Genomic DNA, 22,540 nt, shown 5'->3' with positions numbered 1-22,540 from the left:
GTCAGATCCCGACCTTCTCGGCCTCGAGGTCGGGCACCGGCAGCCGCGCGGACTCGGCGCGGTCGATGGCCGCCTGCACGAACGCGGCGAACAGCGGGTGCGGCCGGGTGGGCCGGCTCTTGAGCTCGGGGTGGGCCTGGGTGCCGACGAAGAACGGGTGCACCTCGCGCGGCAGCTCGGCGAACTCGACGAGGTGACCGTCGGGCGAGGTGCCGCTGAAGACGAGCCCGGCCTCGCTGAGCCGGTCGCGGTAGGCGTTGGCCACCTCGTAGCGGTGCCGGTGCCGCTCGGTGACCTGGGTCGAGCCGTAGGCGGCCGCGGCCACCGACCCCTTCTGCAGCGCCGCTGGGTAGCTGCCCAGCCGCATGGTGCCGCCGAGGTCGCGCTCGCCGGCGACGACGTCGAGCTGGTCGGCCATCGTGGCGATCACCGGGTCGGGGGTGTCGGGGTCGAACTCCGCGGAGTTGGCGTGCTCGAGGCCGGCCATGTGGCGGGCGTACTCGATGACCATGCACTGCAGGCCCAGGCAGAGGCCCAGGGTCGGGATGCCGTTGGTGCGGCTGTAGCGGATGGCGCCGAGCTTGCCCTCGATGCCGCGCACGCCGAACCCGCCGGGGATGCAGACGCCGTCGACGTCGCCGAGCGCGGCCGCCGCACCCTCGGGGGTCTGGCAGTCGTCGGAGGGCACCCAGCGGATCTGCACGCGGCTGCGGTGGGCGAACCCGCCGGCGCGCAGCGCCTCGGTGACCGACAGGTAGGCGTCGGGCAGGTCGACGTACTTGCCGACCAGGGCGATCGTCACCGTCTGCTTCGGGCGGTGCACCCGGTCGAGCAGGTCGCCCCACACGGTCCAGTCGACGTCGCGGAAGGGCAGGCCGAGCCGGCGGACGACGTAGGCGTCGAGGCCCTCGCGGTGCAGCACCTTGGGGATGTCGTAGATCGACGGCGCGTCGGGGCAGGAGATGACGCCCTCGGCGTCGACGTCGCACATCAGGCTGATCTTGCGCTTGAGGCCGGTGGCGATCTCGCGGTCGGCCCGGCAGACCAGCGCGTCGGGCTGGATGCCGATGTTGCGCAGCGCGGCCACCGAGTGCTGGGTCGGCTTGGTCTTCAGCTCGCCGGAGGGGGCGATGTAGGGCACCAGCGAGATGTGCAGGAAGAAGCAGTTGTCGCGGCCGATCTCGTGGCGCACCTGCCGGGCGGCCTCGAGGAAGGGCAGCGACTCGATGTCGCCGACGGTGCCGCCGATCTCGGTGATGACGACGTCGACGGCGTCCTCGTCGTCGTCACTCTCCCCACCGGCCTCGGCCGCGGCGAGGATGCGCGCCTTGATCTCGTTGGTGATGTGCGGGATGACCTGCACGGTGTCGCCGAGGTACTCCCCGCGCCGCTCCTTGGCGATGACGTCGGAGTACACCTGCCCGGTCGTGACGTTCGACCGCGCGCCCAGGTCGGTGTCGAGGAACCGCTCGTAGTGGCCGACGTCGAGGTCGGTCTCGGCGCCGTCCTCGGTGACGAAGACCTCCCCGTGCTGGAACGGGTTCATCGTCCCGGGGTCGACGTTGAGGTACGGGTCCAGCTTCTGCATGGTCACCCGCAGGCCGCGGGCGGACAGCAGCGCGCCGAGCGAACTGGCCGTCAGGCCCTTGCCGAGAGAGGAGACAACTCCGCCGGTGACGAAGACGAACTTCGTCGGCTGGGAGTTGTGGAGGAGCCCGCGATCACGCATTCCAGACGGTCGACCCACGGGAAACCACCGTAACACGATCGGCCGCTTCGCCCCCGGTGCCACCGGGTGTGTCCCGGCCCGCCGGGGAGGTCGCCGCCAGCGCCACCAGCAGCGGCACCAGCAGCGTCGCGGCCGTCGCGGGCAGCGCCACGCCGGAGTCGTTGACCGCGGCGCCCAGGGCCAGGCTCAGGGCGGTGGCGACCAGCCCCGCGCGCAGCACCGCGACGTCGGCCGGCGCCAGGCCCGAGCCGCCCGAGCGCAGCAGGCCGGGGCCGCGCAGCCAGGCCGGCCGGCGCCCGCGGACCAGCCACAGCGCCGCCACCAGCGCCACCGGCAGCACCCACGCCAGCGCGCTGCCGAGCAGGATGTCGAGGTTGGCCTGGGCCTTGCGGCTGACCACGGTCCACGCCTCGCCGGTGAGCACCTGCTCGACGAAGCGGCCCAGGTGGCTGCGCTGGTCGGCCGGGCGGGTCCAGTCCAGGACCGCGAGCGTGCCGACGGCGAGCACGCCAGCGCCGAGCACCGCGGCCAGCCGGACCAGCGTCACCCGCACCCCGGTGAGCAGCATCGCCAGCAGCAGGAAGCCCGGCAGCGCGGCCAGCACGCCGCCGAAGTCACGGCCCAGCCCGGGCGTCCCCACGAGGACGACGGTGAGCGCCCCGGCGGCCAGCACCGCCAGGCCGGTGACCCGCCGCTGCCGGGCCGGGCCCGCGCGCCGCCCCAGGGCGGTCGCGGCGACGGCGGTGGTGACCAGCGCGGCGGCGGCGAGCAGGCCGGAGCTGAGGTTGCCGTAGCCGGTGAACCGCCCGGCGACGATCGCGTCGTAGCCGAGCAGCGCGTCGAGCTCCAGCGGCGAGCCGGCCAGCACGTCGCCGACCAGCGTGGCCAGCGTGACGCCGAGGACGGCGAGCAGCGGGCCGAGCCGCCGGCGCCGTCCCGCTCCCCGGGCCCACGGTCCGAGCAGCGCCAGCGCCGTCACCGCGGCGGTGGCCAGCAGCACCGCCCCCGCCAGCGCCCAGCGCGGGGACCCGGCCCGCTCCCACGGCAGCAGCCCCGCGAGGTAGGTGGCGACCGGCAGCGCCGCGGCGGCGACGGCGGCGACCTCGAGCAGCGGCCGGAGCCGGCCGGCCCGCGGGCGGGACCCCCGGCGCAGGCCCAGGACGAGCAGGCCGAGGGCGACCACCGCCGCGTCGACGGCCACCAGCGCGACGAAGAAGGTGCCGGTGCTGCGGTGGTGGACCACTGCCGCGGTGTTGGCCCGCTCCAGCGCCTCGACCGCCTCGGCGGTGGGTGGGCGGCCGCCGGTGACCGTGAGCGGCTGCCCGTTGACCGAGGCGGGCCGCTCGGCGTCCAGGGCGCGCAGCACGGTCGGGGCGACGTCGATCAGCTGGGTGAACGGGGCGCGGCCGGTGCTGGCCGAGGTGAGCCAGCCCGGCTCGGTGAAGCCCGGCCCCGACGCGATGCCCACGTGCAGCTGCGGGCGGCCGTCGTTGACCTCCGAGACGCCCTGCACCAGCAGCAGCGTCTCGCCGGGCAGCGTGGCGACCGCGGCCCGCAGCCGCGCGACGGCGTCGTCGATCGCCGCCACGGCCGCCGCCCGCGACCCGGGCTCGGTGCCGGTCTCGCTGCCCTCGGGCGCGGGCACGCCGGCGTCGACCAGCCCGTCGAGGGAGACCAGCGTCAGCGGGCAGGGCCCGAGCAGCGCGGCGACGGCGGCCGGGTCGGCCGGCAGCGCCTCCTCCCGGGTCAGCCCCACGCCGGGCGCGGCGACGGCGAGCGCGGCCGCCCGGCCGACCACGGTCGCGCAGCCCACGGCGGCCCCCAGCGCGCCGGGCTCGGCGCCGAACCGGACGGTGGCGCTGTCCTCGGCGACGGCGCGGACGGCGGTCAGCGGATCGGCCAGCCCGACCTGCGCCAGCCGCTCCTGCAGGCCGCAGTGCGACAGCTCGGGGCTGGCCGGGGGCCCGGCCGGCACCGGCGGCTGCGACGGCGTGGCGCCCGCCCCGGCGGCGCCGCCCGGCAGCGGGACCGTGGGCAGCGGCACCGGCGGCGCGGCCTCGTCGGGGGCGGGGAACCGTGCCCGGTTGCCCGCGCCCAGCGTGGCCCAGCCGTCGAGCAGGCAGGTGGTCGAGCGCGCCGCGCGGACCGACACGGCGCCGATCGGCGCGGTGTCGGCGAGCTCCCACAGCGCCGGCGTCGTGGCGGGGTCGAGGTCGCTCCACACCAGCCCGGGCACGCCGACGACCAGCACCCGGTCGGCCGACCAGTCCTCGGCGGCCGCCGCGCCGGGCAGCCCGGCGACCAGCAGCGTCAGCAGGGTCGCCAGCAGGACGGCGGCGCGTCTCATGCCGCGCCGCTCTCCGGCGGGCCCAGCAGCTCGCGGTAGACGGCGGCCAGCGCGCGGGCGGTGGCCGCCTCGTCGGGCCAGCTCTCCGCCTGCGCCCTCCCGGCGGCGGCCAGCGCCGCGGCGCGGGCGGGGTCGGCGAGCAGCCCGTCGACGGCCTCGGCGAGCGCGGCGGCGTCACCGGGCGGGACCAGCAGCGCGCCGTCGCCGAGCAGGCCGGGCAGGCCGCCGGTGCGGGTGGCCACCAGCGGGGTGCCGGCGCGCAGCGCCTCCTGCGCGGTGAGCGAGCGGGCCTCCCAGCGGGAGGGCAGCACCACCAGGTCGGCGGCGGCGAGCAGGTCGGCGACGTCGTCGCGGCGGCCGAGCAGGGTCACCGGCAGCCGCTGGTCGCGGATGCGGGCGGCGAGCTCGGCCTCCAGCGGCCCGTCCCCGGCGACGGCGACCAGCGGCGGGTCCGGCCGGGCGGCCCAGGTGGCGGCGGCGTCGAGGAGGACGTCGTAGCCCTTCTGCGGGTGCAGCCGGCCGACGGCGAGCACCAGCGGCCGCCCCCCGGTCAGGCCCAGCCCGGCGCGCACCTCCGCGCGGGAGCGGCGGGCCGGGGGCAGCGCCGGCGCCGACACCGGCGCGACCCGGACGTCGCGGGCGCCCAGCCGCCAGGCGTTGGCGGCGAGGTCGGCCGAGGCGGCCAGCACGACGTCGGCGGCCCGGACGGTGGTCCACTCGGCGGTGGCGAGCACCCGGCGCAGCGGGCCGGCGCGGTCGGGCAGGGCGTTGTGCAGCGTGACGACCAGCGGCCGGCGGGGACCGCCGCGGGTCCCGGCCCGCACCGCGGCCGCGGCGACCAGCCCGGCGCGCAGCCCGTGGGCGTGCACCAGGTCGGTGCCGGCCAGCGCGCGGCGCAGGGCGAGCACCGCGCGGGCGTCGGCCACCGGGTCCAGGCCGGCGGAGATCTCGACGGGCCGGAAGCCGGCGGCCGCGGAGAAGCCGAACAGCGCGTCGGTGGCGGCCGGGCCGCAGACGGTGACCGCCGCGCCCGCCTCCGCCAGCGCCGGCAGCACCGAGCGCAGGTGGGTGCCCACGCCGCCGGTGCTGGTGGCCAGCACCTCGGCGATGCGGCGGCCGGCCAGGGATCCCCGCTCAGCCACCGTGCACCTCCGTCCCCCCGGGTTCCCGCAGCGCGCGCACCGCCACGAGCAGGGGGCGGCGCGCCGTGACCATCATGACCGCCCCCGCCACCGCGGTCACGGCCGCGGCGGCCAGCAGCCCGGCGCCGACCGCCCCGGGCAGCGAGCCGGCCGGGACCGGGTCGGCGCCCAGCGCCCGGGCGGTGAGCAGCCCCGCGGCGGCGCCGGCCCCGGCGGCCAGCAGCGCGGGCAGGCCGCAGCGGGCGACGCCGGCCAGCCCGCCGGGGGCCACCCGGGCGGTGACCGCGAGCAGCGCCAGCCCCGCGACGGTCACCCCGAGGCTGTGCCCGGCGGCCAGCGCCAGCGCCCGGTCGGCGGGCGGGAGGGCGCGGGCCAGGACGACGTCGGCCGCCACCGCCAGCAGCCACCCGCCGAGCACGCAGGCGGTGGGCGCCCGCCACAGGTCGCGCGCGTAGAGCGCCCGGGTGAGCACGGCGACCAGGCCGTAGCCGGCCAGGCCGGGCGCGAAGGCGAGGATGGCGTCGCGCAGCGCGGCGACGTCGCCGGTGCTGCCGCCGAGCAGGAAGACGCGGGCCATGGGCCCGGCGACGGCGGCGAGGACGGCGGCGGCGACCAGCGAGGCCACCAGCACCAGCGTGGTCAGCGGGGCCAGCGCGCGGCGGTAGCCGGCCTCGTCGCCGGTGCCGGCCCGCTCGGCCAGCAGCGGGTAGGCCGAGGTGGCCAGCGGCACGGCGACGGCGGCCCACGGCACGAGGAACAGGGTCAGGCCGGCGGTGTAGACAACCTGGGTGCCGTCGGGGCCGTCGCTGGCCAGCCGGATCGCGACGGCGGCCACCAGCTGCTGGCCGGCGAGGGTCAGCACGCCCGCGACGGCGAGCCGGCGCACCCGCGGCGCGACGCCCACCGGGAAGCGCAGCGACGGGCGCAGGCCCAGCCGCAGGCGGCGCAGCGGCAGCAGCAGCGGCAGGGTGAGCGCCGCGACGCCGAGCGTCGTGCCCACGCCGAGGACCAGCTCGGCCGGCGTCGTCAGGTCCGCCACCGACCGCGCCCCGCCGATCAGCGCGAACAGCGCGTAGGCGCCGGCGACGACGACGCTGGACAGCAGCGGCGCGAGCGCGGGCGCGGCGAAGCGGCGGTGGGCCTGCAGGATCCCGGTGAGCACGATGCCCAGGCCGTAGAGGACCACCTGCGGGGCGAACACGAGCAGGAACCGGGCGGCCAAGGCCACCTCGGCGTCGGTACCGCCGCCGAGCAGCAGCCGCGCGACGGGCTCGGCGAGCAGCGCCAGCAGCGCGGCGAGCGGCACGAGCACCAGCAGGGTCCAGCCCAGCAGCGCCGAGGCGGTGCGGCGGACCTGCTCGCGGTCGCCGGTGGCGATCCCGCCGGCGAGCATCGGCACCACCAGGGAGGCCAGCGCTCCCCCGGCGACCACCTCGAAGACGATGTTCGGGACGGTGTTGGCCGCGGTGTAGACGTCGCCGGTGCTGCCCGCGCCGACGGCGTTGGTGAACACCAGCGTGCGGCCGAACCCGGCGAGGCGGGCCAGCACCGTGAGGACGGCGATCAGCGCGGCCGCGCCGGCCACCCCCTGGGCCAGCCGCCGTCCCGACACGGTCGGCCCCGCGGCGGTCACGCCGGGCGGCGGCCGAGCCGGTCGAGCTCGCGCAGGCCCGGGGTGGCCTCGATGACCCGGGTGAAGCTGACCCGCTCGCTGGCCAGGGTCAGCGCGGTCACCGCGGCCAGCAGGCCGGCGCGGACCGGGCGCGACGGGACGGCCGCGGCCCGCAGCCCCAGCAGCGCGCCGACGGCGTTGGCGCCGGCGTCGCCGAGCATCACCCGCTCGCCGAGGTCGGCCGGCAGCACGGCCAGCGCGGCGCCCAGCGGCCCGGCGGCCAGGCCGCCCGCGGGACCGCGCAGGCCCGCGGCGGCGGCCAGCGCCGCGGCCTTCGCCGCCCGGCCGGGGCGCAGGTCGAGCAGGTTGACCAGGTTCGCGGTGCCGGCGACCAGGCCGGTGGTGAGGACGGCGTCGACGGGGCTGCGGCGCGTGAGCAGCGCGGCGACGGCGGCCGCGGCGCCGATGCCGGCGACCTTCACCGCGCCGCCCGACACCCGCCCGGCGCGCAGCGCGGCCAGGTGCCCGGCCAGGCCCTTGTCGCGGGCCTGCTCGGGCCGGGCGCCGGCCAGGTCGTCGTAGCCGCCCACCAGCCCGGACACCGTGCCGGCCACGGCGGCGGCGGCGCGGGTGCCGGGCGGGGCGCCCAGGACGGCGCCGGCGGTGGCCGCGGCGGCCAGCGCCGGCCCGCCGAGCAGGGTGACCGGCCGGCCGGCGTAGTTGGTCCGCCGCCACGGGTCCCCGGCCGGGCGGGCGTCGACCGCGCCGGCCGCGGCGAGCCCGGCGCGGGCGGCGACCGCCCCGGCCGCCACGAGGAGGGCCGGGCGCCCGGTCACGGGGTGGCGGCCGGCAGCGGCGGGACCGGCTGGGTGCCCTCCGCGGTGCCGTAGGCGCCGGAGGTGCCCTCGCGCTCGCGGCCCAGCGCCAGCACGGTGCTGATCTGGCCCGACGGGCTGGTCACGTTGTCGACGGTGGACACGGCCGTGGCGGTCTCCGGGTCGGCGCGGAGCGCGCCCAGGAGCCCGTTCTCCCCCGCCGCGGCGGCGTCCCCGGCGACCACGGCGCCCGATCCGGCGGCGTCGAGCGCGGTGGCCAGGTCGACCAGCGCGTCGTTGCGGTCGGCGGCGTCCTCGCCTCCGAGCGTCCCGGCGGTGAGCACGACGGCGAAGTCGGCCGGCGTCACCGAGTCCGAGTCCTGGGAGAGCACGTCGAGCGCCTGCAGCCCGGCCAGGACCGTGGAGACGGCGGCGGTGTCCGGCGCCGGGGCGCCGGTGGCCGGGACCATGAGCACCTGGCCCAGCAGCGCGCCGACGAGCTCGCCGGTGTCGTCGGTCTCGGGCAGCGCGACGCCGGCGGGGCGGCCGGCCGGGGTGGTCACGTAGCTCTGCAGCGCCGACTCGCTCGCCGGGTCGCTGTAGTCCGGGGTGACGGTGACCTGCCCGTTGACCGTGCCGCCGGCCTCGGTGACCATCGCGGTCACCTCCTCCACGGTGTCGGTGGTGACCTCCTCGGAGGCGAGCACCAGCAGCACGCCGCGGCCGGTGAGCGCACCCTGCACCAGCGCCGGGGCGACGGCGGACTCGAAGGCCTGGTCGGTGTCGACCTGCGCCTGCAGGGTCTGGGTGGTGTCCTCCAGCTCCCGCTTGTCCTCCTGCAGTGCGGTGACCTGCCCCCGCAGGTTGTCCAGCACCGGTCCCGACAGCTGGGTCGCGCCGATCACCAGCCCCAGGGCGATCGCGAGGAACACCGCGATCAGGGAGACCAGGTGGTAGCGGAAGTCGATCACGAGAAGAGGTTCTCCAACCAGAACACGAAGCTGTCCCACTGGTCGACCAGCAGGTCGAGGTAGATGCGGCCGGCGGTGGTGACGGCCAGCGCGGCGACGATGGCCAGCAGCGCGGCGAGCACCAGGACGACGAGCGCGCCGGTCGAGATCCGGCTGCGGTAGAGCCGGCTGACGCCCTTGGCGTCGACGAGCTTGCCGCCCAGCCGCAGCCGGGTGAGGAAGGTCGAGGCCATGCCGCCGCGGCCCTTGTCGAGGAACTCCACGAGCGTGGCGTGCGTGCCGACGGCGACGATGAGCTTGGCGCCCTTCTCGTCGGCCAGCAGCATCGCGATGTCCTCGCTGGTGGCCGCGGCCGGGAAGGTGATCGCGTCGACCCCGAGGTCCTGCACCCGCTTGAGCCCGGGAGCGCGGCCGTCGGCGTAGGCGTGCACCACGACCTCGGCGCCGCTGCGCAGGACGTGGTCGCTGACCGAGTCCATGTCGCCGATGATCATGTCCGGCTGGTAGCCGGCCTCGACCAGCGCGTCGGCGCCGCCGTCGACACCCACGAGCACCGGCCGGTAGTCGCGGATGTAGGACCGCAGCGCCTGCAGGTCCTCCTTGTAGTCGTACCCGCGGACGACGACGAGCACGTGGCGGCCCTCGATGGCGGTGCGCACGTCGGGGACGCCGACGCCGTCGAGGAGCAGCGCGCGCTCGCGCTTCATGTACTCCATCGTGTTGGTGGCGAAGGCCTCGAGCTGCGTGGACAGCCCGGCCTTGGCGTCGGCCATGGCCGCGGCGACGGTGTCCGGCGTCTGCTCGGTGCCCTTCGCGACGGGGGTGCCGTCGGGGCCGTAGAGCGTGTCGCCGTCGACGCGGACCTGCGCACCCTCCTTGAGCGCGGCGAAGACGTCCTTGCCGACGCCGTCGACCAGCGGGATGCCGGCGGCGGTGAGGATCTCGGGGCCCAGGTTGGGATAGCGGCCGGAGATGCTGGGGGCGGCGTTGACGACCGCACCGACCTTCGCCGCGACCAGGGAGTCGGCGCTCACACGGTCGATGTCGACGTGGTCGATGACGGCGACGTCGCCGGGCCGCAGGCGCTTGGTGAGGTTCTTGGTGCGACGGTCCAGCCGGACGGTGCCACTGACCCCGGGTGCCGCCTCCTGGGCCCGGCTCCGTCGCAGGGTGCCGATGCGCATTGGGTCATGGTCCCACGCACGCCTGGACGGGCTCCCCACCGACGCGCTCCGGCGACGACCTGGTCACGCAGGGTGTCCGACACCACGGTGAGCGCGACACGCCGGGCGCAGCTGCCCCACCAGCACCGCCGGAGTGCCCCTCGGTCCTGTCTAGCGTCCACGACGTGACACGTGGGGCTCCAGCTGCCAGCTTCCCGGCCAACCGCCCCGGCGCCGCGGACGGGGCGCCGGAGGCGGCGCCGGAGCGGGCACCGGCTCCGGCCCCGGTGATCCGGGCGGTCCCGGGGAGCCGCCCCGAGCCGTCCGCGTCTCCCCCGGGGTCGCCCGCGCCCGCCCCTCCCGCGGCCGCCGGGCCGCCGTCGGGGCGGGCCGCCCGCCGCCGGGAGCGGCGGGGGGCCGGGGTGCGCGAGCGCCGGCGGCTGGAGACGCGGGACCGGATCGTCGAGGTGGCGGCGGCGCTGTTCGCCGAGCGCGGGTTCGACGCGGTCAGCGTCGTGGAGATCGCCCAGCGGGCCGGCGTGGTGGAGAAGACGGTGTTCAACCACTTCCCCGTCAAGGAGGGCCTGGTCCTGTCCACCGACCCGCCGATGCGGGCCGCCCTGCTGCGCGCCGTCGCCACCCGGCCGGCCGGGGAGTCGCCGGCCGCGGCGGCCGGGACGTTCGTCGTGGCGGCCATGACCTCGCTGGGCGACCCCGCGGCGGCCGAGGGGGTGGCCGCGATGGCCCGGGTGGTGCGCGGCTCGCGGACGCTGCAGGTGCGGGAGCGGGAGATCCTCGGCGAGATCACCGCGGCGCTGGCCGCGCAGATCCGCTCGGAGACCGGGGCGTCCGACGGCGCGGTGGAGCCGGAGCTGACCGCGTCGGCGATCACCTCCCTGTACGGGCGGCTGCTCGAGCTGGCCCGCGACCGGGTGCTCGCCGGGGTGACCGGTCCGGAGCTGGCCGCCGAGCTGCGCACGGCCGGCCGGCGGGGGCTGTCGCTGCTGCAGTTCGGGCTGGCCGGGTACGCCAAACGGCGCTAGGACGCCGCCGGTGCTCGCCGGAGACGGGGGTCGTCTGCCAGGGTGCGCGGCGTGCGTCCCCGCCGGTCCGCCGTCCTCCAGGCCCTCGCCCTGCTGGGGGTGCTGTCGGGTTGCGGCCTGCTGACCGACCTCGGGGACCCGCCGGCCGGTGCCCCGCGGTTCGAGGGGTCGCCGCCGCCGATCGCCCCGGTGCCGCTGCCGGCGCCCGCGCCGGTGCCGGTGCCGGTGCCGGTGCCGGTCGCCAGCGCCACGCTGGCCGACTCCTCCGGCGGCGCGGCGTACAGCGGGCGGGTCGAGGTCGTGCGCACGCCGGTCGCCGTCGGCGTCCCGCCGCTGCCGGGGTCCTTCGCCGAGGACTGCGGGCTGCCCGACGACGGGTCCGTGCGCTCCCTGGCCGTCGAGCTGACCTTCACCGACACCTCGACGGCGGGGATGTCGGGGCTGGCCGCGGACGTCGCGCTGACCGCGGCCGACGGCGGTGCGCCCCGCGCCGGGACCGCCGTCTTCGTCGGGTCCGCCGCGCCGGGGACCCGCTGGTGCCCGGACGGCACGACCTCGCCGGTGACCGGCGGCTTCGGCGTGGGCAGCGGGATCGGCAGCGTCACCACCGTGTCGGTCTGGGTCGTGGCCCGCGCCGCGGCGCCCACCGCCGATCTGGTGCTGCGGATCTCGGGGCTGCGCAACGAGGCCGGGTCGAACGCGATCGGCCCGTGGGACGAGGTGCGCGTCGGTGCGGGCGGCTGCGCCGACGACCCGGCCGCGCTGTGCGTGCCGCTGGGGTGAGCGGTCAGGCGGGCAGCTGCAGCGCCCGCCGCAGCTGGTCGGCGCGGTCGCCGGGGATCGCGGGATCGCGGGTGAACAGGGCCACGGCGACCATGTACTCGTCCTCCCCTGCCCAGCCGCGGCCCTCGGCGACGATCCGCCGGATCTGCGCGCGCACCTTGGGCTCGCTGCTGTAGGCCCCGTAGTCCAGGCCCATCGCGAGGAAGTTGGCCACCCGGTAGCCGAGGTCGGCGGCGGTGGAGACGGTGGTGACCGGGTCGGCGTAGCTGGCGACGGCGGTGACGACGTGGTCGTAGCCGGCCTTGAGCAGCTGCAGGGTCAGGTCGTTGCCGCGCACACCGCCCCAGAGCTCGGGCATGCGGATGTCGCGGTCGGGCGCGGGGATGTAGGGCGGGTTGGAGATCGCGGTGGTGACCGGTTCCCCGCCCGCGGCGTCGGCCTGGTCGAAGAAGTCCCCGAGCTCGACGGTGTAGCGGTCGGCCACGCCGCGCTCGGCGATGTTGGCCCGGGCCGCCGCCACCGAGTCGGCGCTGATGTCGTAGCCGTGCACCCGCAGGCCCGGCAGGCCGGCGACGACGTCGGCGATGGCCGAGGCGTCCCCGGTGCCGAGCTCGACGACGGGCGCGGACTCCCAGCGCAGCTGCTCGCGGTACTGCTGCAGCAGCATGCAGACGGAGAAGCCGTAGTGCGCCGACTCGTCGGCCGAGCTGAAGCAGCTCACCGGAGCGCCCCGGCGGGGCGCTCGGCGGGGACGGGTGGGGCGGGGTCGTCGAGACGCACGCTCCCCACCTACCCCGGCCGCGCGTCGCGCACTCCCGCGTCCTGCGACCCGGTCGTGCACGACCGGGTGGCCCGGGGCCCGTCAGGCCCGGGCGGCCGCGGCCACCGCGAGCAGCTCCCGGGCGTGGGCCTGGCCGGTGTCGCTGTCGGTGAGGCCCGACAGCATGCGGGCCAGCTCGCGCACCCGGTCCTCGCCGTCGACGGCGCGGATGTCGGTGGCGGTGACCCCGGCCGCGGTGTCCGGCGACTTGTCGACCACCAGGTGGGTGTCGGCGAAGGCGGCCACCTGCGCGAGGTGGGTGACCACGACGACCTGGTGGTCGCGGGCCAGCCGGGCCAGCCGCCGGCCGATCTCGCCGGCCGCCTGCCCGCCGACGCCGGCGTCGACCTCGTCGAAGACCATCACCGGCACCGGGTCGGCGCCGGCGAAGACGACCTCGATCGCGAGCATGACCCGGGAGAGCTCGCCGCCGGACGCGCCGCGGTGCACCGGCCGCGGCGGGGCGCCGGGGTGGGCGGCCATGAGCAGGGCGACCTCGTCGATGCCGTCCGGGTCGGGTTCGCCGGGGTGGCTGTCGATGGAGAACGACACCCGGGCGCTCTTCATGGCCAGGCCCGCGAGCTCCCGGCCCACCTCGGCGGCGAACCCGTCGGCGGCGGCGCGGCGGCCGGCGGAGATGCGGGCGGCGAGCTCGTCGACCTCGGCGCGGGCGGTGTCGCGGGCGGCGGCCAGCGCCTCGAGGGCCTCGTCGGACACGTCGAGCGCGGACAGCTTCTCGCGTGCCTCCTCGGCCCAGGCCAGCACGCCGGCCAGGCCCTCCCCCGGGTCGGCGTACTTGCGGACCAGCGCGGTGATCGCCGCCCGCCGGTCGAGGACCTCGGCCAGCCGTGCGGGGTCGGCGTCGAGGTCGGCGACGTACCCGGCCAGCTGGACGCTGACGTCGGAGACGACCGCGACCGCGTCGGCGAGGTCGCGGGCGAGCAGCACCAGCGCGGGGTCGTCGGTGGTCGCGAGCGCCCGCTCGGCGGTGGCCAGGGCAGCGGTCGCGTCCTGCGGCAGCCCCTCGGTGCCGAGGTCGCCGGTGACGTCGCCGACCAGCGCCATCCGGGCCTCGTCGACGGCGGCCCGCAGCGCGTCGGCGTCGCCGAGCCGCTTGGCCTGGGCGTCGAGCGCGTCGTCCTCGCCGGGCTCGGGAGCCAGCGCCTCGATCTCCTCCAGCCCGTGCCGCAGCACGTCCGCGGCCTGGGCCAGCTCGCGGGCCTGGCCGCGGCGGCGGTCGAGGTCGGCGGCGAGCTCGCGCCAGTGCGCGTAGGCGGCGCGGTAGGTCTGCAGCAGCTCCAGGTGCGCGGGGCCCGCGTAGCGGTCGAGGGCGTGCCGCTGCTCGGCGGGGCGGGACAGCCGCAGCTGGTCGCTCTGCCCGTGCACGGCCAGCAGCCCCTCGGCCAGCTCGGCGACCACGCCGACCGGCACGCTGCGCCCGCCCAGGTGCGCCCGCGAGCGGCCCTCGGCACTGACCGTGCGGGCCAGGATCAGCGAGCCGTCCTCGTCGGGCTCGGCGCCGGCCTCGGCGGCCCGCTCCCACACCGGGGACTCCGCGGGCAGCTCCAGCCGCCCCTCGACGCCGGCCCGGCCGGTGGCGCGGACCCGGCCGGGGTCGGCGCGGCCGCCGAAGAGCAGCGTCAGGCCGGTGACGACCATCGTCTTGCCGGCGCCGGTCTCGCCGGTGACCACGGTGAGGCCGCGGCCGAGCTCGAGGGTGACGTCGTCGATGGCCCCCAGGCCGCGGATGCGCAGCTCGGTGAGCCGGCCCCGGACGGGCGCGGCGTCCGGGGCCGCGGAGCCGGCGGCGGCCTCCGGTGCCGCCGCCACCTCGGCCCCGGCCGGGGTCTCGGGCGGCGCGGTCTCCGGAGCCGGGGCGCGCCGGGTCCGCCCGGCCCGCTCACGCGTCGGCGTCCGCGGAGCCACCGCACACCTCCTCCCGCCCGGTCGCCGGGGTCGCGGGTGCGCCGTTGCCGGCCGGGGGCAGCGACACGACGTCACGCATGAGCACGTTGCGCGACGGCGGCAGCTCGTGGCCCGGGTCGTGCCGGCGGGCGTTGCGGAAACCGCGCACCGGCAGCCCGAACTTGGCCACCAGCCGGTCGCCGAAGGTGGCCGCGTGCACCCGGGCGATGCGCACCGGCCGCTCGGCACGCCGGACGTCGACCCGGCCGCCGTCGGGGACGTCCATCGCCCGGCGACCGTCGGCGGACACGCGGGCGCGGTTGCCGTCGGGCGGGATGGCGACCGACAGCACCGAGTCCGGCGAGGTGACCAGCGGACGGGCGAACAGGGCGTGCGCGTTGGTCGGCACCAGCAGCAGCGCCTCGACGTCGGGCCAGACCACCGGGCCACCGGCGGAGAAGGCGTAGGCCGTGGAGCCGGTGGGCGTGGCGAACAGGACGCCGTCGCAGCCGAAGCTGGTCAGCGGCCGGCCGTCGATGGAGATCACCACGTCGAGGACGCGGGAGCGCTGGGCCTTCTCGACCGACACCTCGTTGAGCGCCCAGGTGCCGCCGACGACGGCACCGGCGGCGTCGACGACGTCGACCTCGACGGCGAGCCGCTTCTCCACCGCGTACTCGCAGCGCTCGATGGCGGTCAGGGTCTCCTCGACCGCCTCGGGCTCGGTCTCGGCGAGGAAGCCGACGCGGCCGAGGTTGACGCCCATGAGCGCCGCGTGGCTGAAGCGGGCCAGCTCGGCGGCCCGCAGGAAGGTGCCGTCGCCGCCGAAGACCATGACGATCTCGGCCCCCCGGGCCGCCTCGGCGTCGGCGGCGACCACCTCGGCGCCCGGGATGCCCAGGTCGTCGGCCTCGTCCTCGAGCACGCGCACGGTGATGTCCGCGCGCGCCAGCCGGGCGGCGGAGCTGCGCGCCAGCTCGACGATGTCCTCGCGCCCGGTGTGCACGGCCAGCAGCACGTGCCGCCCGCCACCGGGACGCCATGCGTCCTGGCCGGACTCGCTCATCGGTCCTCCACGCTGGTCACTGTGCGGTCCCGTCGCTGGTCTACCCGTCCTGCGGTCCCGGTCGGTCGCGGGCTCCGTCCCAGCGTCCCCCGCGACCGGCCCGCCCGCCCGGGCGGTCACCGCGGGCCCTCCTCGACGGCTCTCAGCACCGCGGACTCCTCCGGGCGCCCGGCGTCGTGGCGCAGCCACAGGAAGAACTCCACGTTGCCCGCCGGGCCCGGCAGCGGGCTGGCCACCACCCCGGCGGTCCCCCACCCCAGGTCGGCGGCGGCCGTGGCGACCCCCAGGACGGCGTCCGCGCGGGCGGCCGGCTCCCGGACGACCCCGCCGGAGCCCAGCCGCTCGCGGCCGACCTCGAACTGCGGCTTGACCATGGGCAGCAGGTCGGCCTCCGCGGTGGCGCACGCGGTGAGCGCGGGCAGCACCAGCCGCAGCGAGATGAACGACAGATCGGCGACGACCAGGTCGACCGGGCCGCCGATCTGCGCCGGCTCCAGCGTGCGGACGTTGGTCCGCTCGAGCACCCGCACCCGCTCGTCGGTGCGCAGCGACCAGGCCAGCTCGCCGTAACCGACGTCGACCGCGACCACCTCGCGGGCGCCGCGGGACAGCAGCACCTCGGTGAACCCGCCGGTGGAGGCACCGGCGTCCAGCGCACGGCGGCTCGCCACCGCCACCCCGAAGGCGTCGAGCGCGCCGAGCAGCTTGTGCGCGCCGCGGGAGACCCAGCGCTGCTCGTCGGGGTCGGTGCGCACCACGACGGGGGTGGCCGGGTCGACGGCAGTGGCCGGCTTGGTCGCGGCCTGCCCGGCGACGGCGACCCGACCCGCGGAGATCAGCTCGACGGCGTGCTCGCGCGAGCGGGCCAGTCCCCGCCGCACCAGCTCGGCGTCGAGTCGGCTGCGGCGCGGCATCAGAGCTGGTCGATCGTGGCGAGTTCGCGTCGCAGGCGGTCGTGCTCGGCCTCGAAGACGGCCACGTGCTCGGCGACGGGGCGCTGGTCGAGCCCGGCCAGGGGGTTCCCCACGGCGGCGCCCGTGCCGTCGACCGGGGCCGGGCCCACGAGTGCACCGGGGCCGGCCGGAGCGGCCGTGCCGGCGACCGGCGCGGCGGCGGGACCGGGCCGCGGCGGGCCCGGGACCGGTCGCGGTCGGCTCGGCTCGGTCATGGCAGCGACCTTCCGGACGAGGGAGCAGGAGGTCTCCGGGCGGCGGGCCCGGGACGGGACGCGGCGGCGTCCCCGGCCCGCGAGACTACCGGCCGGGACCGACGCGGACCGCCGCGCGGACGGGACCGGGGACGGCCCCACGGGGCACCGGGACGGGCCGGGGGCCCCGGCCCGCGCGGCCGCCCGGCGGTCCTCGTCACCGGGCCAGGTCCCAGCCGGCGAGCACGCGGCGGGCGTCGTCGTCACCGGCACGCACCGCCGGCGCGGCCGGCTCCCCCGGGCGCGACCAGGACGCCACGCACAGCGCACGCAGCCCGTCGAGACCGTCGTCCCCGCTCGCGCCGTCGCGGCCGGCGACGTCCGGGACGGCGCGCAGCACGAGCGTGCCGTCCCCGTCGGCGGTTGCCGCCCAGCCGCCGCAGCGCCAGCCACCCTCCTCGGCGACGACGGGGGGATGCGGGGTCAGCAGGCCGCCGGCGTCGTGCGCGAGCAGGTCGGGGCGGTGGGGAGGGCCCGCGCCCAGCAGCAGCGCCGGGTCGGTGACCCCGCTGAGCACCAGCAGGCTCGCGGCGCCGGCGCGGTGGCTGCCCTCGATGTCGGTGTCGAGCCGGTCGCCGACGACGAGCGGGCGCCGCGCCCCGGTGCGGCGGACGCACTCGGCGTGCATCGCCGGGTCGGGCTTGCCGGTGACCATCGGCTCCACGCCGGTGACCCCGCGGACCACGCCGACCATCGCCCCGTTGCCCGGCAGTGGACCGCGCGGCGAGGGGATCGTCGCGTCGGCGTTCGTGGCCACGTGCCGGGCGCCGCGCCGGACCGCGACGACCGCCTCGGACAGCTGCGCCCAGCCGACCTCCCGCCCGTAGCCCTGGACGACCGCGGCCGGGTCGTCCTCGGCCCGCTCCACGACGGTCAGCCCGGCCGCCCGCAGCGCCGCCGCGACACCGGGACCGCCGACCGGCAGCACCCGGACACCGGCGCCGAGCAGTGCGGCGACCACCGAGGCGGCCGCCTGGGAGCTGGTGATCACCTCGTCGGCGGTGGCGGGGACGCCGAGCTCCGCCAGGTGCCGGGACACCTCGTCCGGCGGGCGCGCCGCGTTGTTGGTGACGAAGCCCAGCCGCATGCCCGACGCCCGGGCGGCGGCGAGCGCGGCCGGGACCCCGGGCACCGCGTCGGGCCCGACGTAGACGACCCCGTCGAGGTCGAGCAGGGCGACGTCGAAGAGCTCGGCAGGTGGCCGGGGACTGCCGGCGGCCAGACCGCGCGGCACGGGACTGCCAGGGACGGTGCTCACGCCGCCCCCGGTCCCGACGCCCGTCGTGCCCGGACCCCGCGCAGCGCCCGCGCGTAGTGCGGCAGGTCGGGACGCAGGGCGACCGCGAGGGCCAGGTGCTCGGCGGCCAGTTCCAGGTCCCCGGCGCGGCTGGCGGCCAGGCCGAGGCCGAAGTGGGCGTAGTCGTCGGTGGGGTTGCCGGCGGCGAGCTCGCCGAAGCTGTCGACGGCCTCGCCGTAGCGGCCGGCGTCGTACTGGGCGCGGGCCAGCGCCTCCAGGACGCTGCGCGAGCCGGGCTCGGCCTCCGCGACCCGGGTCAGCAGGGTCGCCGCGGCCGCGGGGTCGCCGTTGCTGAGCAGGTCCAGGCCGCGGCGGTACCACTCGTAGACCCCGCCCTCGGGTCCCTGCCCGTCGGGTGTACCCCGTCCCGGGGCTCCTGCTGTCGCCACCGACGCCCTCCCGTCCTGCCCGGATCCGCCTCCCCCGCCCGGAGCGCGTCCGGACCCGGGGACCGGTCGCCCGGGCGGCCCGGAGCGGACGGCTCCTACGATCATGTCGTGCACCCGTCGCCGCTGGGCTCCCCGCCACGCCTCGCGACGGGGCTCGACGTCCGGCCCTTCCGGGCCCTCACCTACCGCCAGCGGGACCCGGGGCACCTGGCCCGCGTGAGCTCGCCGGCGTACGACCTGGTGACCCCGGACGGCGCCGAGCGGCTGGCTGCCGCCGACCCGCACAACATCGTCCGCCTGATCCTCCCCGGGGGCACGTCCGGACCGGGTACCGCCGGTGCGACCGGCCCGGCGGCGGCCGGCGACGTCGCGGCCCGCGCCGCCGGGACGCTGCACGCGTGGGAGCGCGCCGGGGTCCTGGTGCGCGACGACCGCCCGGCGATGTGGCGCTACGAGATGCGGCCGGCCGAGGGGCCGCCGACGGTCGGCTGGCTCGGGGCGGTCGCGGTCGCGGTCGCCGCGTCGGGCGGGCGGGCGGTGCTGCCGCACGAGGACACCTTCCCCGCCGCCGTGGAGGGCCGCCGGGCGTTGCTGGCGGCGACGGCCACCGACCTCGAGCCGATCGTCCTCGCGCACGACACCGAGCCGGAGGTCGCCGCGCTGACCGCCGCGGCCGGCGGCAGCGCCCCGGACCTCGAGGTCGTCGACGCCGACGGGGTCGCCCACCGGCTGTGGCGGGTGACCGATCCGGACGTCCTGGAGCGCCTGCAGGAGGCTCTCGCCCGCACCGGTGCGGTCATCGCCGACGGGCACCACCGCTACGCCGCCGCCCAGGCACTGCACCGCACCCATCCCCGGGGCGACTGCCAGGGCGACTGCCGGATCCTGGCGCTGCTCACCCCGATGGGCGCCGGCGGGCTGCGTGTCGAGCCGATCCACCGGGTCGTTCCCGACCTGACGCTGCAGCAGGCCGGGGACGCCGCCGCGCGCGGCTTCACGGTGACCGAGGTGCCCGTGGAGGCGGACCCGCTCGCCGTCGCCGCGGCGGCCCGGCCGCTGCTGGGAACGCTCGACGACGGCTTCCTGGTCACCGACGGCCGGCGCCTGCTGCGCCTGTCCGATCCCACGCCGGAGGTCCGCGCCACGGTGCCCGCCGAGGCGCCCCCGTCCTGGCGGCGGCTCGACGTCGTGCTCGCCACGGCCGGCCTGGTGACCGCGCTGTGGGGCCGCGCCGACGACCCGGGCTCGCTGCTGGTGGCGCACGACCTCCCCGAGGCGGTGCGGCTGGCCGGCGCACGGGCGGGGGTGGCGGTGCTGTTGCGGCCACCCTCCCCCGCCGACGTCGCCGCGGTCGCCCGTGCCGGGGCGCGGATGCCGCGCAAGTCGACGCTGTTCGTGCCCAAGCCGCGCACAGGCCTGGTGCTGCGGCCGCACGCCGGCTGAGGACCGCGCCGCCTCCGGACCCCTCACGCTGTCCGCACCGTCCCCGGGGCACCCGACCGCGGGACCTTGCGGCCACGCCGGCAGTTCACCTCGCACACCGACACGGTGCCCTGGCCGGTGCGCCAGAACCGCCGTTGCAGCGCGCCCTCCACCTCGACGACGTCGCCCGCCTCCCAGGCGGCCACCCGCCGCTGCAGGCCGCGGTCGTAGGTGATGCAGGTCAGCACGTCGACCGAGGACCCGCGGACCCGCGGCTCGGGTCGGCGCACGACGAGACGGAAGGTCACCAGCGGGTCCCCGCTGGGGAGGGTCCGGTGCTCCGCGGGTGCCGAGAGGCGCCCGCGGAGCACGACGTCGTTCCGGTCGATGACAGCCACGCTCATGACGGCAGCGTGGTGCCCGCCGACCCCCGGCCGGTCATCGTCACGGACGCTGTGGACGCACAGAGGCGGTGTGGACGACCGAGGCGCGGCTGTCGGTGGTCAGTGCCCGGGCTGGTCCTCGCTCGGCGGGTCGATCTCACCGAGCAGCTCGGCGACCTCGCGCTCGACGTCCTCGTCGAAGTCGAGGTCGTCCTCGTCGGCAGGGGCCGGGGCGCCGCCGACCGGATCCCCGGCGTGCTCGGTCGTCTCGGCGTCGGCCGGGGCCGGCGCGAGCGGCAGCTCCTCCTCGCCGAAGGCGACGTCCTCGTCCTCGTCCGGGCCTGCCGCGTCCACGGCCTCCCGCCACGAGCCGGCCGCAGGGTCGTCGACGGCGGCGAGCAGGTCGGCGTATGCCGCGGCGAGCCGCCGCGTGCCCTCGTCGGCCAGGTCCACCCCGCCGGGGACCGGGCGGCCGCCCAGCGCACCCTCGAGGACCAGCCGGGCCGCCGCGGTCTCCCCCAGGTCCTGACGGGCGCCGGCCTCGACGAGCCGCAGTTCGATGGTCTCCGCCGGCTCGGGCCCGGCGCCGAGCGCCTCCCGCACCAGCCGCAGCGCGACCTCCGGCCGTCCCTGGGCGCGCTCGCAGTCGGCGAGGACGGCGCGGTACCGCTCATCGCCGCTCATCCGCCGGTAGGCGCGCAGTTCCCGTGACGCCTCGGCGTAGTCGCCGGCGTGGTACGCGGCCACGCCGACCGCCTCCCGCACGACCGCGATCCGCGAGGCCCGGTCCCGGGCGGCCCGGGCGTGGGCGAGCGCCAACTGCGGGTCCTCGTCGACGAGCGTGCCGGCGACGACGAGGTGGCGGGCCACCTTCTCCCCGTTGCGGGAGTCCAGGCCGCGCAGGGACGCCCGGACGGCCTGGTCCAGGTCGCGGGCCTCGGCCCAGTCGGGCAGGTCGGGCCCCGGAGGGGAGGGTGGCGTGCGGTCCCGGTCGGGACGGGCCCGATGGTCGTCGGTGGGACGGCGGTCGCGCCAGTCCCGGCCGCCGGCACGGTCGGGCCGGCCGGCCGAGGCGTCCTGCCGCTGCGGACGGGCACCGGTGCTGTCCTGCCGACCGCGCCACGCACCCCGGTCGCCGCTCGCCCGGGTGGACCGCTCACCGCCCGGGCGGCGGTCCCGCCAGTCCGGACGCGTGGCGCTCTCGTCGTCCCGCCGCTGAGGGCGCGGACGCTGCTCCTCCCGCCGGGCCGCGGGACGTCCGTGGTCGGTCCGGGGACCCTCCGGCCGCCGGTCCCGCCAGTTGCCGGCGCCGCCGGTGGCCGGCCGGGGACGACGCCCCGCCTGGTTCCCGTCCCCGGACGGGCGGCGCTCCCCGGCAGGACGGCCGACGCCGCTGCGCCGGTCCCCCCACGACCCCGACGAATGCTCGGACGAGGGACGGCGGTCCCGCCAGTCGTCAACGGAGCGCCCCGACGCAGGACGACGATCCTGGCGGTCACTCGCGCCCCGCTCGGGCGCCGGACGACGGTCGCGCCAGTCTCCGGCACCGCTCCTGCCCTCGACCGGCCGGCCGGACCGCTCGCCCTGCGTCCGATCCGTGGCACGGCCGTACTGCCCACCCCGCGCGGACCGCTCGCCACCGGGAACCCGCCCGCCCTGACCGCCCCGGCGGTCTGCGGAGCCGCCGACGCCACGACGGGCCGCACCGGCCGGGCCCCCGCGGCGGTCCCCACCGGGATCGCGTCCTGCCGCCGGCCGTCCCTGTCGGTCGTCGCGGCCCGCACGGGCCTGACCGCGGGCAGCCGCGCCGTCCTGGCGGCCGCGCCCTGCGGAGCCTCGTCGGGGAGAAGTCATGTCGTCCTGGATACCTCGGTGCTACGGGCGGCACTCCTGGGAGCGCCACGGGAACGGATGCCGGAAACGCACGAAGACGGGGGCCGGAGCCTGTGGCTCCGACCCCCGTCTTCGAATGGTTGTCCGGCGGCGTCCTACTCTCCCACCCCGTCTCCAGGGCAGTACCATCGGCGCTGAGAGGCTTAGCTTCCGGGTTCGGAATGGTACCGGGCGTTTCCCTCTCGCCATGGCCGCCGTAACACTGTGAACGAGACCCCGGCCAGCCGCGGCTGGTTGGGTGCGTTCAGAACTGCACAGTGGACGCTGTGTGGAAACCATCTTCGACCGCGCGGGGATCCGCGTGTGGGGTGGATGGAAGTGTGGTCAAGTCCTCGGCCTGTTAGTACCGGTCAGCTCCACACCTCGCGGTGCGTCCACTTCCGGCCTATCAACCCGCTGGTCTGGGCGGGGGCCTTACCCCATGACTGGGTGAGAGACCTCATCTTGAAGCGAGCTTCCCGCTTAGATGCTTTCAGCGGTTATCCCTGCCGAACGTAGCCAACCAGCCGTGCACCTGGCGGTACAACTGGCACACCAGAGGTTCGTCCGTCCC

The 22,540-nt window shown here is 77.9% G+C and carries 19 protein-coding genes and 2 rRNA genes; 3 read left to right on the top strand and 18 right to left on the bottom strand.

Annotated features, from left to right (window positions below; all coding sequences use genetic code 11):
• Position 1 precedes the first annotated feature (1 nt).
• The 7 genes from ACI79O_RS16130 to steA are packed head-to-tail and all read right to left on the bottom strand — an operon-like array spanning position 2 to position 9,800.
• Positions 2-1,729, bottom strand: a complete 1,728-nt coding sequence (locus ACI79O_RS16130; protein WP_456887614.1) for a CTP synthase — start codon at positions 1,727-1,729, stop codon at positions 2-4.
• Positions 1,722-4,076: a hypothetical protein gene (locus ACI79O_RS16125; RefSeq protein WP_456914647.1), complete on the bottom strand. Its 2,355-nt coding sequence runs from the start codon at positions 4,074-4,076 to the stop codon at positions 1,722-1,724. The genes ACI79O_RS16130 and ACI79O_RS16125 overlap by 8 nt, the downstream gene beginning before the upstream one ends.
• Positions 4,073-5,218 (bottom strand): glycosyltransferase family 4 protein, encoded by a 1,146-nt coding sequence (locus ACI79O_RS16120; RefSeq protein WP_456887619.1) that lies wholly within the window; start codon positions 5,216-5,218, stop codon positions 4,073-4,075. The genes ACI79O_RS16125 and ACI79O_RS16120 overlap by 4 nt, the downstream gene beginning before the upstream one ends.
• Complete coding sequence (gene murJ, locus ACI79O_RS16115) at positions 5,211-6,851, bottom strand: murein biosynthesis integral membrane protein MurJ (protein WP_456914646.1); 1,641 nt, start codon at positions 6,849-6,851, stop codon at positions 5,211-5,213. The genes ACI79O_RS16120 and murJ overlap by 8 nt, the downstream gene beginning before the upstream one ends.
• Positions 6,848-7,666 carry a hypothetical protein gene (locus ACI79O_RS16110; RefSeq protein WP_456887625.1) on the bottom strand — a complete coding sequence of 273 codons (819 nt, stop codon included), beginning with the start codon at positions 7,664-7,666 and terminating at the stop codon, positions 6,848-6,850. The genes murJ and ACI79O_RS16110 overlap by 4 nt, the downstream gene beginning before the upstream one ends.
• Positions 7,663-8,616, bottom strand: coding sequence for a copper transporter (locus ACI79O_RS16105; protein ID WP_456887628.1), 954 nt, complete (start codon positions 8,614-8,616; stop codon positions 7,663-7,665). Before ACI79O_RS16105 ends, ACI79O_RS16110 begins: the two co-directional genes overlap by 4 nt.
• Entirely contained in the window at positions 8,613-9,800 is a 1,188-nt protein-coding gene (steA, locus tag ACI79O_RS16100) for a putative cytokinetic ring protein SteA (RefSeq protein WP_456887631.1), read from the bottom strand. Before steA ends, ACI79O_RS16105 begins: the two co-directional genes overlap by 4 nt.
• 401 nt (positions 9,801-10,201) lie before the next feature.
• Here steA and ACI79O_RS16095 point away from each other — a divergent pair, with 401 nt between their 5' ends.
• The gene (locus tag ACI79O_RS16095; RefSeq protein ID WP_456887632.1) at positions 10,202-10,822 is read left to right on the top strand and encodes a TetR/AcrR family transcriptional regulator; all 621 of its coding nucleotides are present in this window, start codon (positions 10,202-10,204) and stop codon (positions 10,820-10,822) included.
• Positions 10,823-10,873: 51 nt separating this feature from the next.
• Entirely contained in the window at positions 10,874-11,605 is a 732-nt protein-coding gene (locus tag ACI79O_RS16090; RefSeq protein WP_456914645.1) for a hypothetical protein, read from the top strand.
• A 4-nt stretch (positions 11,606-11,609) separates the two neighbouring features.
• Here ACI79O_RS16090 and ACI79O_RS16085 read toward each other — a convergent pair whose 3' ends face one another.
• From ACI79O_RS16085 to ACI79O_RS16055, 7 genes are all read right to left on the bottom strand, one after another.
• Positions 11,610-12,326, bottom strand: a complete 717-nt coding sequence (locus ACI79O_RS16085) for a methylase (RefSeq protein WP_456887635.1) — start codon at positions 12,324-12,326, stop codon at positions 11,610-11,612.
• Between the two features lie 141 nt (positions 12,327-12,467).
• The gene (gene recN, locus ACI79O_RS16080; protein WP_456914644.1) at positions 12,468-14,351 is read right to left on the bottom strand and encodes a DNA repair protein RecN; all 1,884 of its coding nucleotides are present in this window, start codon (positions 14,349-14,351) and stop codon (positions 12,468-12,470) included.
• Entirely contained in the window at positions 14,326-15,396 is a 1,071-nt protein-coding gene (locus ACI79O_RS16075) for an NAD kinase (RefSeq protein WP_456887638.1), read from the bottom strand. The genes recN and ACI79O_RS16075 overlap by 26 nt, the downstream gene beginning before the upstream one ends.
• A gap of 116 nt (positions 15,397-15,512) precedes the next feature.
• Positions 15,513-16,310: a TlyA family RNA methyltransferase gene (locus ACI79O_RS16070; protein ID WP_456914643.1), complete on the bottom strand. Its 798-nt coding sequence runs from the start codon at positions 16,308-16,310 to the stop codon at positions 15,513-15,515.
• Positions 16,310-16,564, bottom strand: coding sequence for a hypothetical protein (locus ACI79O_RS16065; protein WP_456887640.1), 255 nt, complete (start codon positions 16,562-16,564; stop codon positions 16,310-16,312). The genes ACI79O_RS16070 and ACI79O_RS16065 overlap by 1 nt, the downstream gene beginning before the upstream one ends.
• 196 nt (positions 16,565-16,760) lie before the next feature.
• A complete protein-coding gene (locus tag ACI79O_RS16060; RefSeq protein ID WP_456914642.1) occupies positions 16,761-17,861 on the bottom strand; it encodes an HAD-IIA family hydrolase in 1,101 nt (366 codons plus the stop codon).
• Positions 17,858-18,289 carry a tetratricopeptide repeat protein gene (locus tag ACI79O_RS16055; RefSeq protein ID WP_456887643.1) on the bottom strand — a complete coding sequence of 144 codons (432 nt, stop codon included), beginning with the start codon at positions 18,287-18,289 and terminating at the stop codon, positions 17,858-17,860. Before ACI79O_RS16055 ends, ACI79O_RS16060 begins: the two co-directional genes overlap by 4 nt.
• A 108-nt stretch (positions 18,290-18,397) precedes the next feature.
• On the opposite strand from ACI79O_RS16055, the gene ACI79O_RS16050 reads away from it, so the two are divergent.
• Positions 18,398-19,732, top strand: coding sequence for a DUF1015 domain-containing protein (locus ACI79O_RS16050; RefSeq protein ID WP_456887645.1), 1,335 nt, complete (start codon positions 18,398-18,400; stop codon positions 19,730-19,732).
• 23 nt (positions 19,733-19,755) lie between these two features.
• On the opposite strand, the gene ACI79O_RS16045 is transcribed toward ACI79O_RS16050, so the two are convergent.
• The 4 genes from ACI79O_RS16045 to ACI79O_RS16030 form a co-directional block, all read right to left on the bottom strand.
• Entirely contained in the window at positions 19,756-20,115 is a 360-nt protein-coding gene (locus ACI79O_RS16045) for a single-stranded DNA-binding protein (protein ID WP_456914641.1), read from the bottom strand.
• A gap of 99 nt (positions 20,116-20,214) precedes the next feature.
• Complete coding sequence (locus ACI79O_RS16040) at positions 20,215-20,964, bottom strand: tetratricopeptide repeat protein (protein ID WP_456914640.1); 750 nt, start codon at positions 20,962-20,964, stop codon at positions 20,215-20,217.
• A 1,105-nt stretch (positions 20,965-22,069) separates the two neighbouring features.
• A 5S ribosomal RNA gene (gene rrf, locus ACI79O_RS16035) occupies positions 22,070-22,186 on the bottom strand.
• Between the two features lie 121 nt (positions 22,187-22,307).
• Positions 22,308-22,540: ribosomal RNA gene (locus tag ACI79O_RS16030) — 23S ribosomal RNA — on the bottom strand; the annotation flags it as partial.

It is taken from the genome of Geodermatophilus sp. SYSU D00696, assembly GCF_054050235.1.
The sequence above is the reverse complement of the archived record's forward strand: the minus strand, read 5'-3'. Positions and strand labels throughout refer to the sequence as shown.

Excerpts from the sequence above, each read along its gene's own strand:
- ACI79O_RS16065 (WP_456887640.1), bottom strand. The coding sequence starts at position 16,564 with ATGACCGAGCCGAGCCGACCGCGACCGGTCCCGGGCCCGCCGCGGCCC.
- ACI79O_RS16130 (WP_456887614.1), bottom strand. The coding sequence starts at position 1,729 with ATGCGTGATCGCGGGCTCCTCCACAACTCCCAGCCGACGAAGTTCGTC.
- ACI79O_RS16070 (WP_456914643.1), bottom strand. The coding sequence starts at position 16,310 with ATGCCGCGCCGCAGCCGACTCGACGCCGAGCTGGTGCGGCGGGGACTG.
- ACI79O_RS16075 (WP_456887638.1), bottom strand. The coding sequence starts at position 15,396 with ATGAGCGAGTCCGGCCAGGACGCATGGCGTCCCGGTGGCGGGCGGCAC.
- steA (WP_456887631.1), bottom strand. The coding sequence starts at position 9,800 with ATGCGCATCGGCACCCTGCGACGGAGCCGGGCCCAGGAGGCGGCACCC.
- ACI79O_RS16125 (WP_456914647.1), bottom strand. The coding sequence starts at position 4,076 with ATGAGACGCGCCGCCGTCCTGCTGGCGACCCTGCTGACGCTGCTGGTC.
- ACI79O_RS16045 (WP_456914641.1), bottom strand. The coding sequence starts at position 20,115 with ATGAGCGTGGCTGTCATCGACCGGAACGACGTCGTGCTCCGCGGGCGC.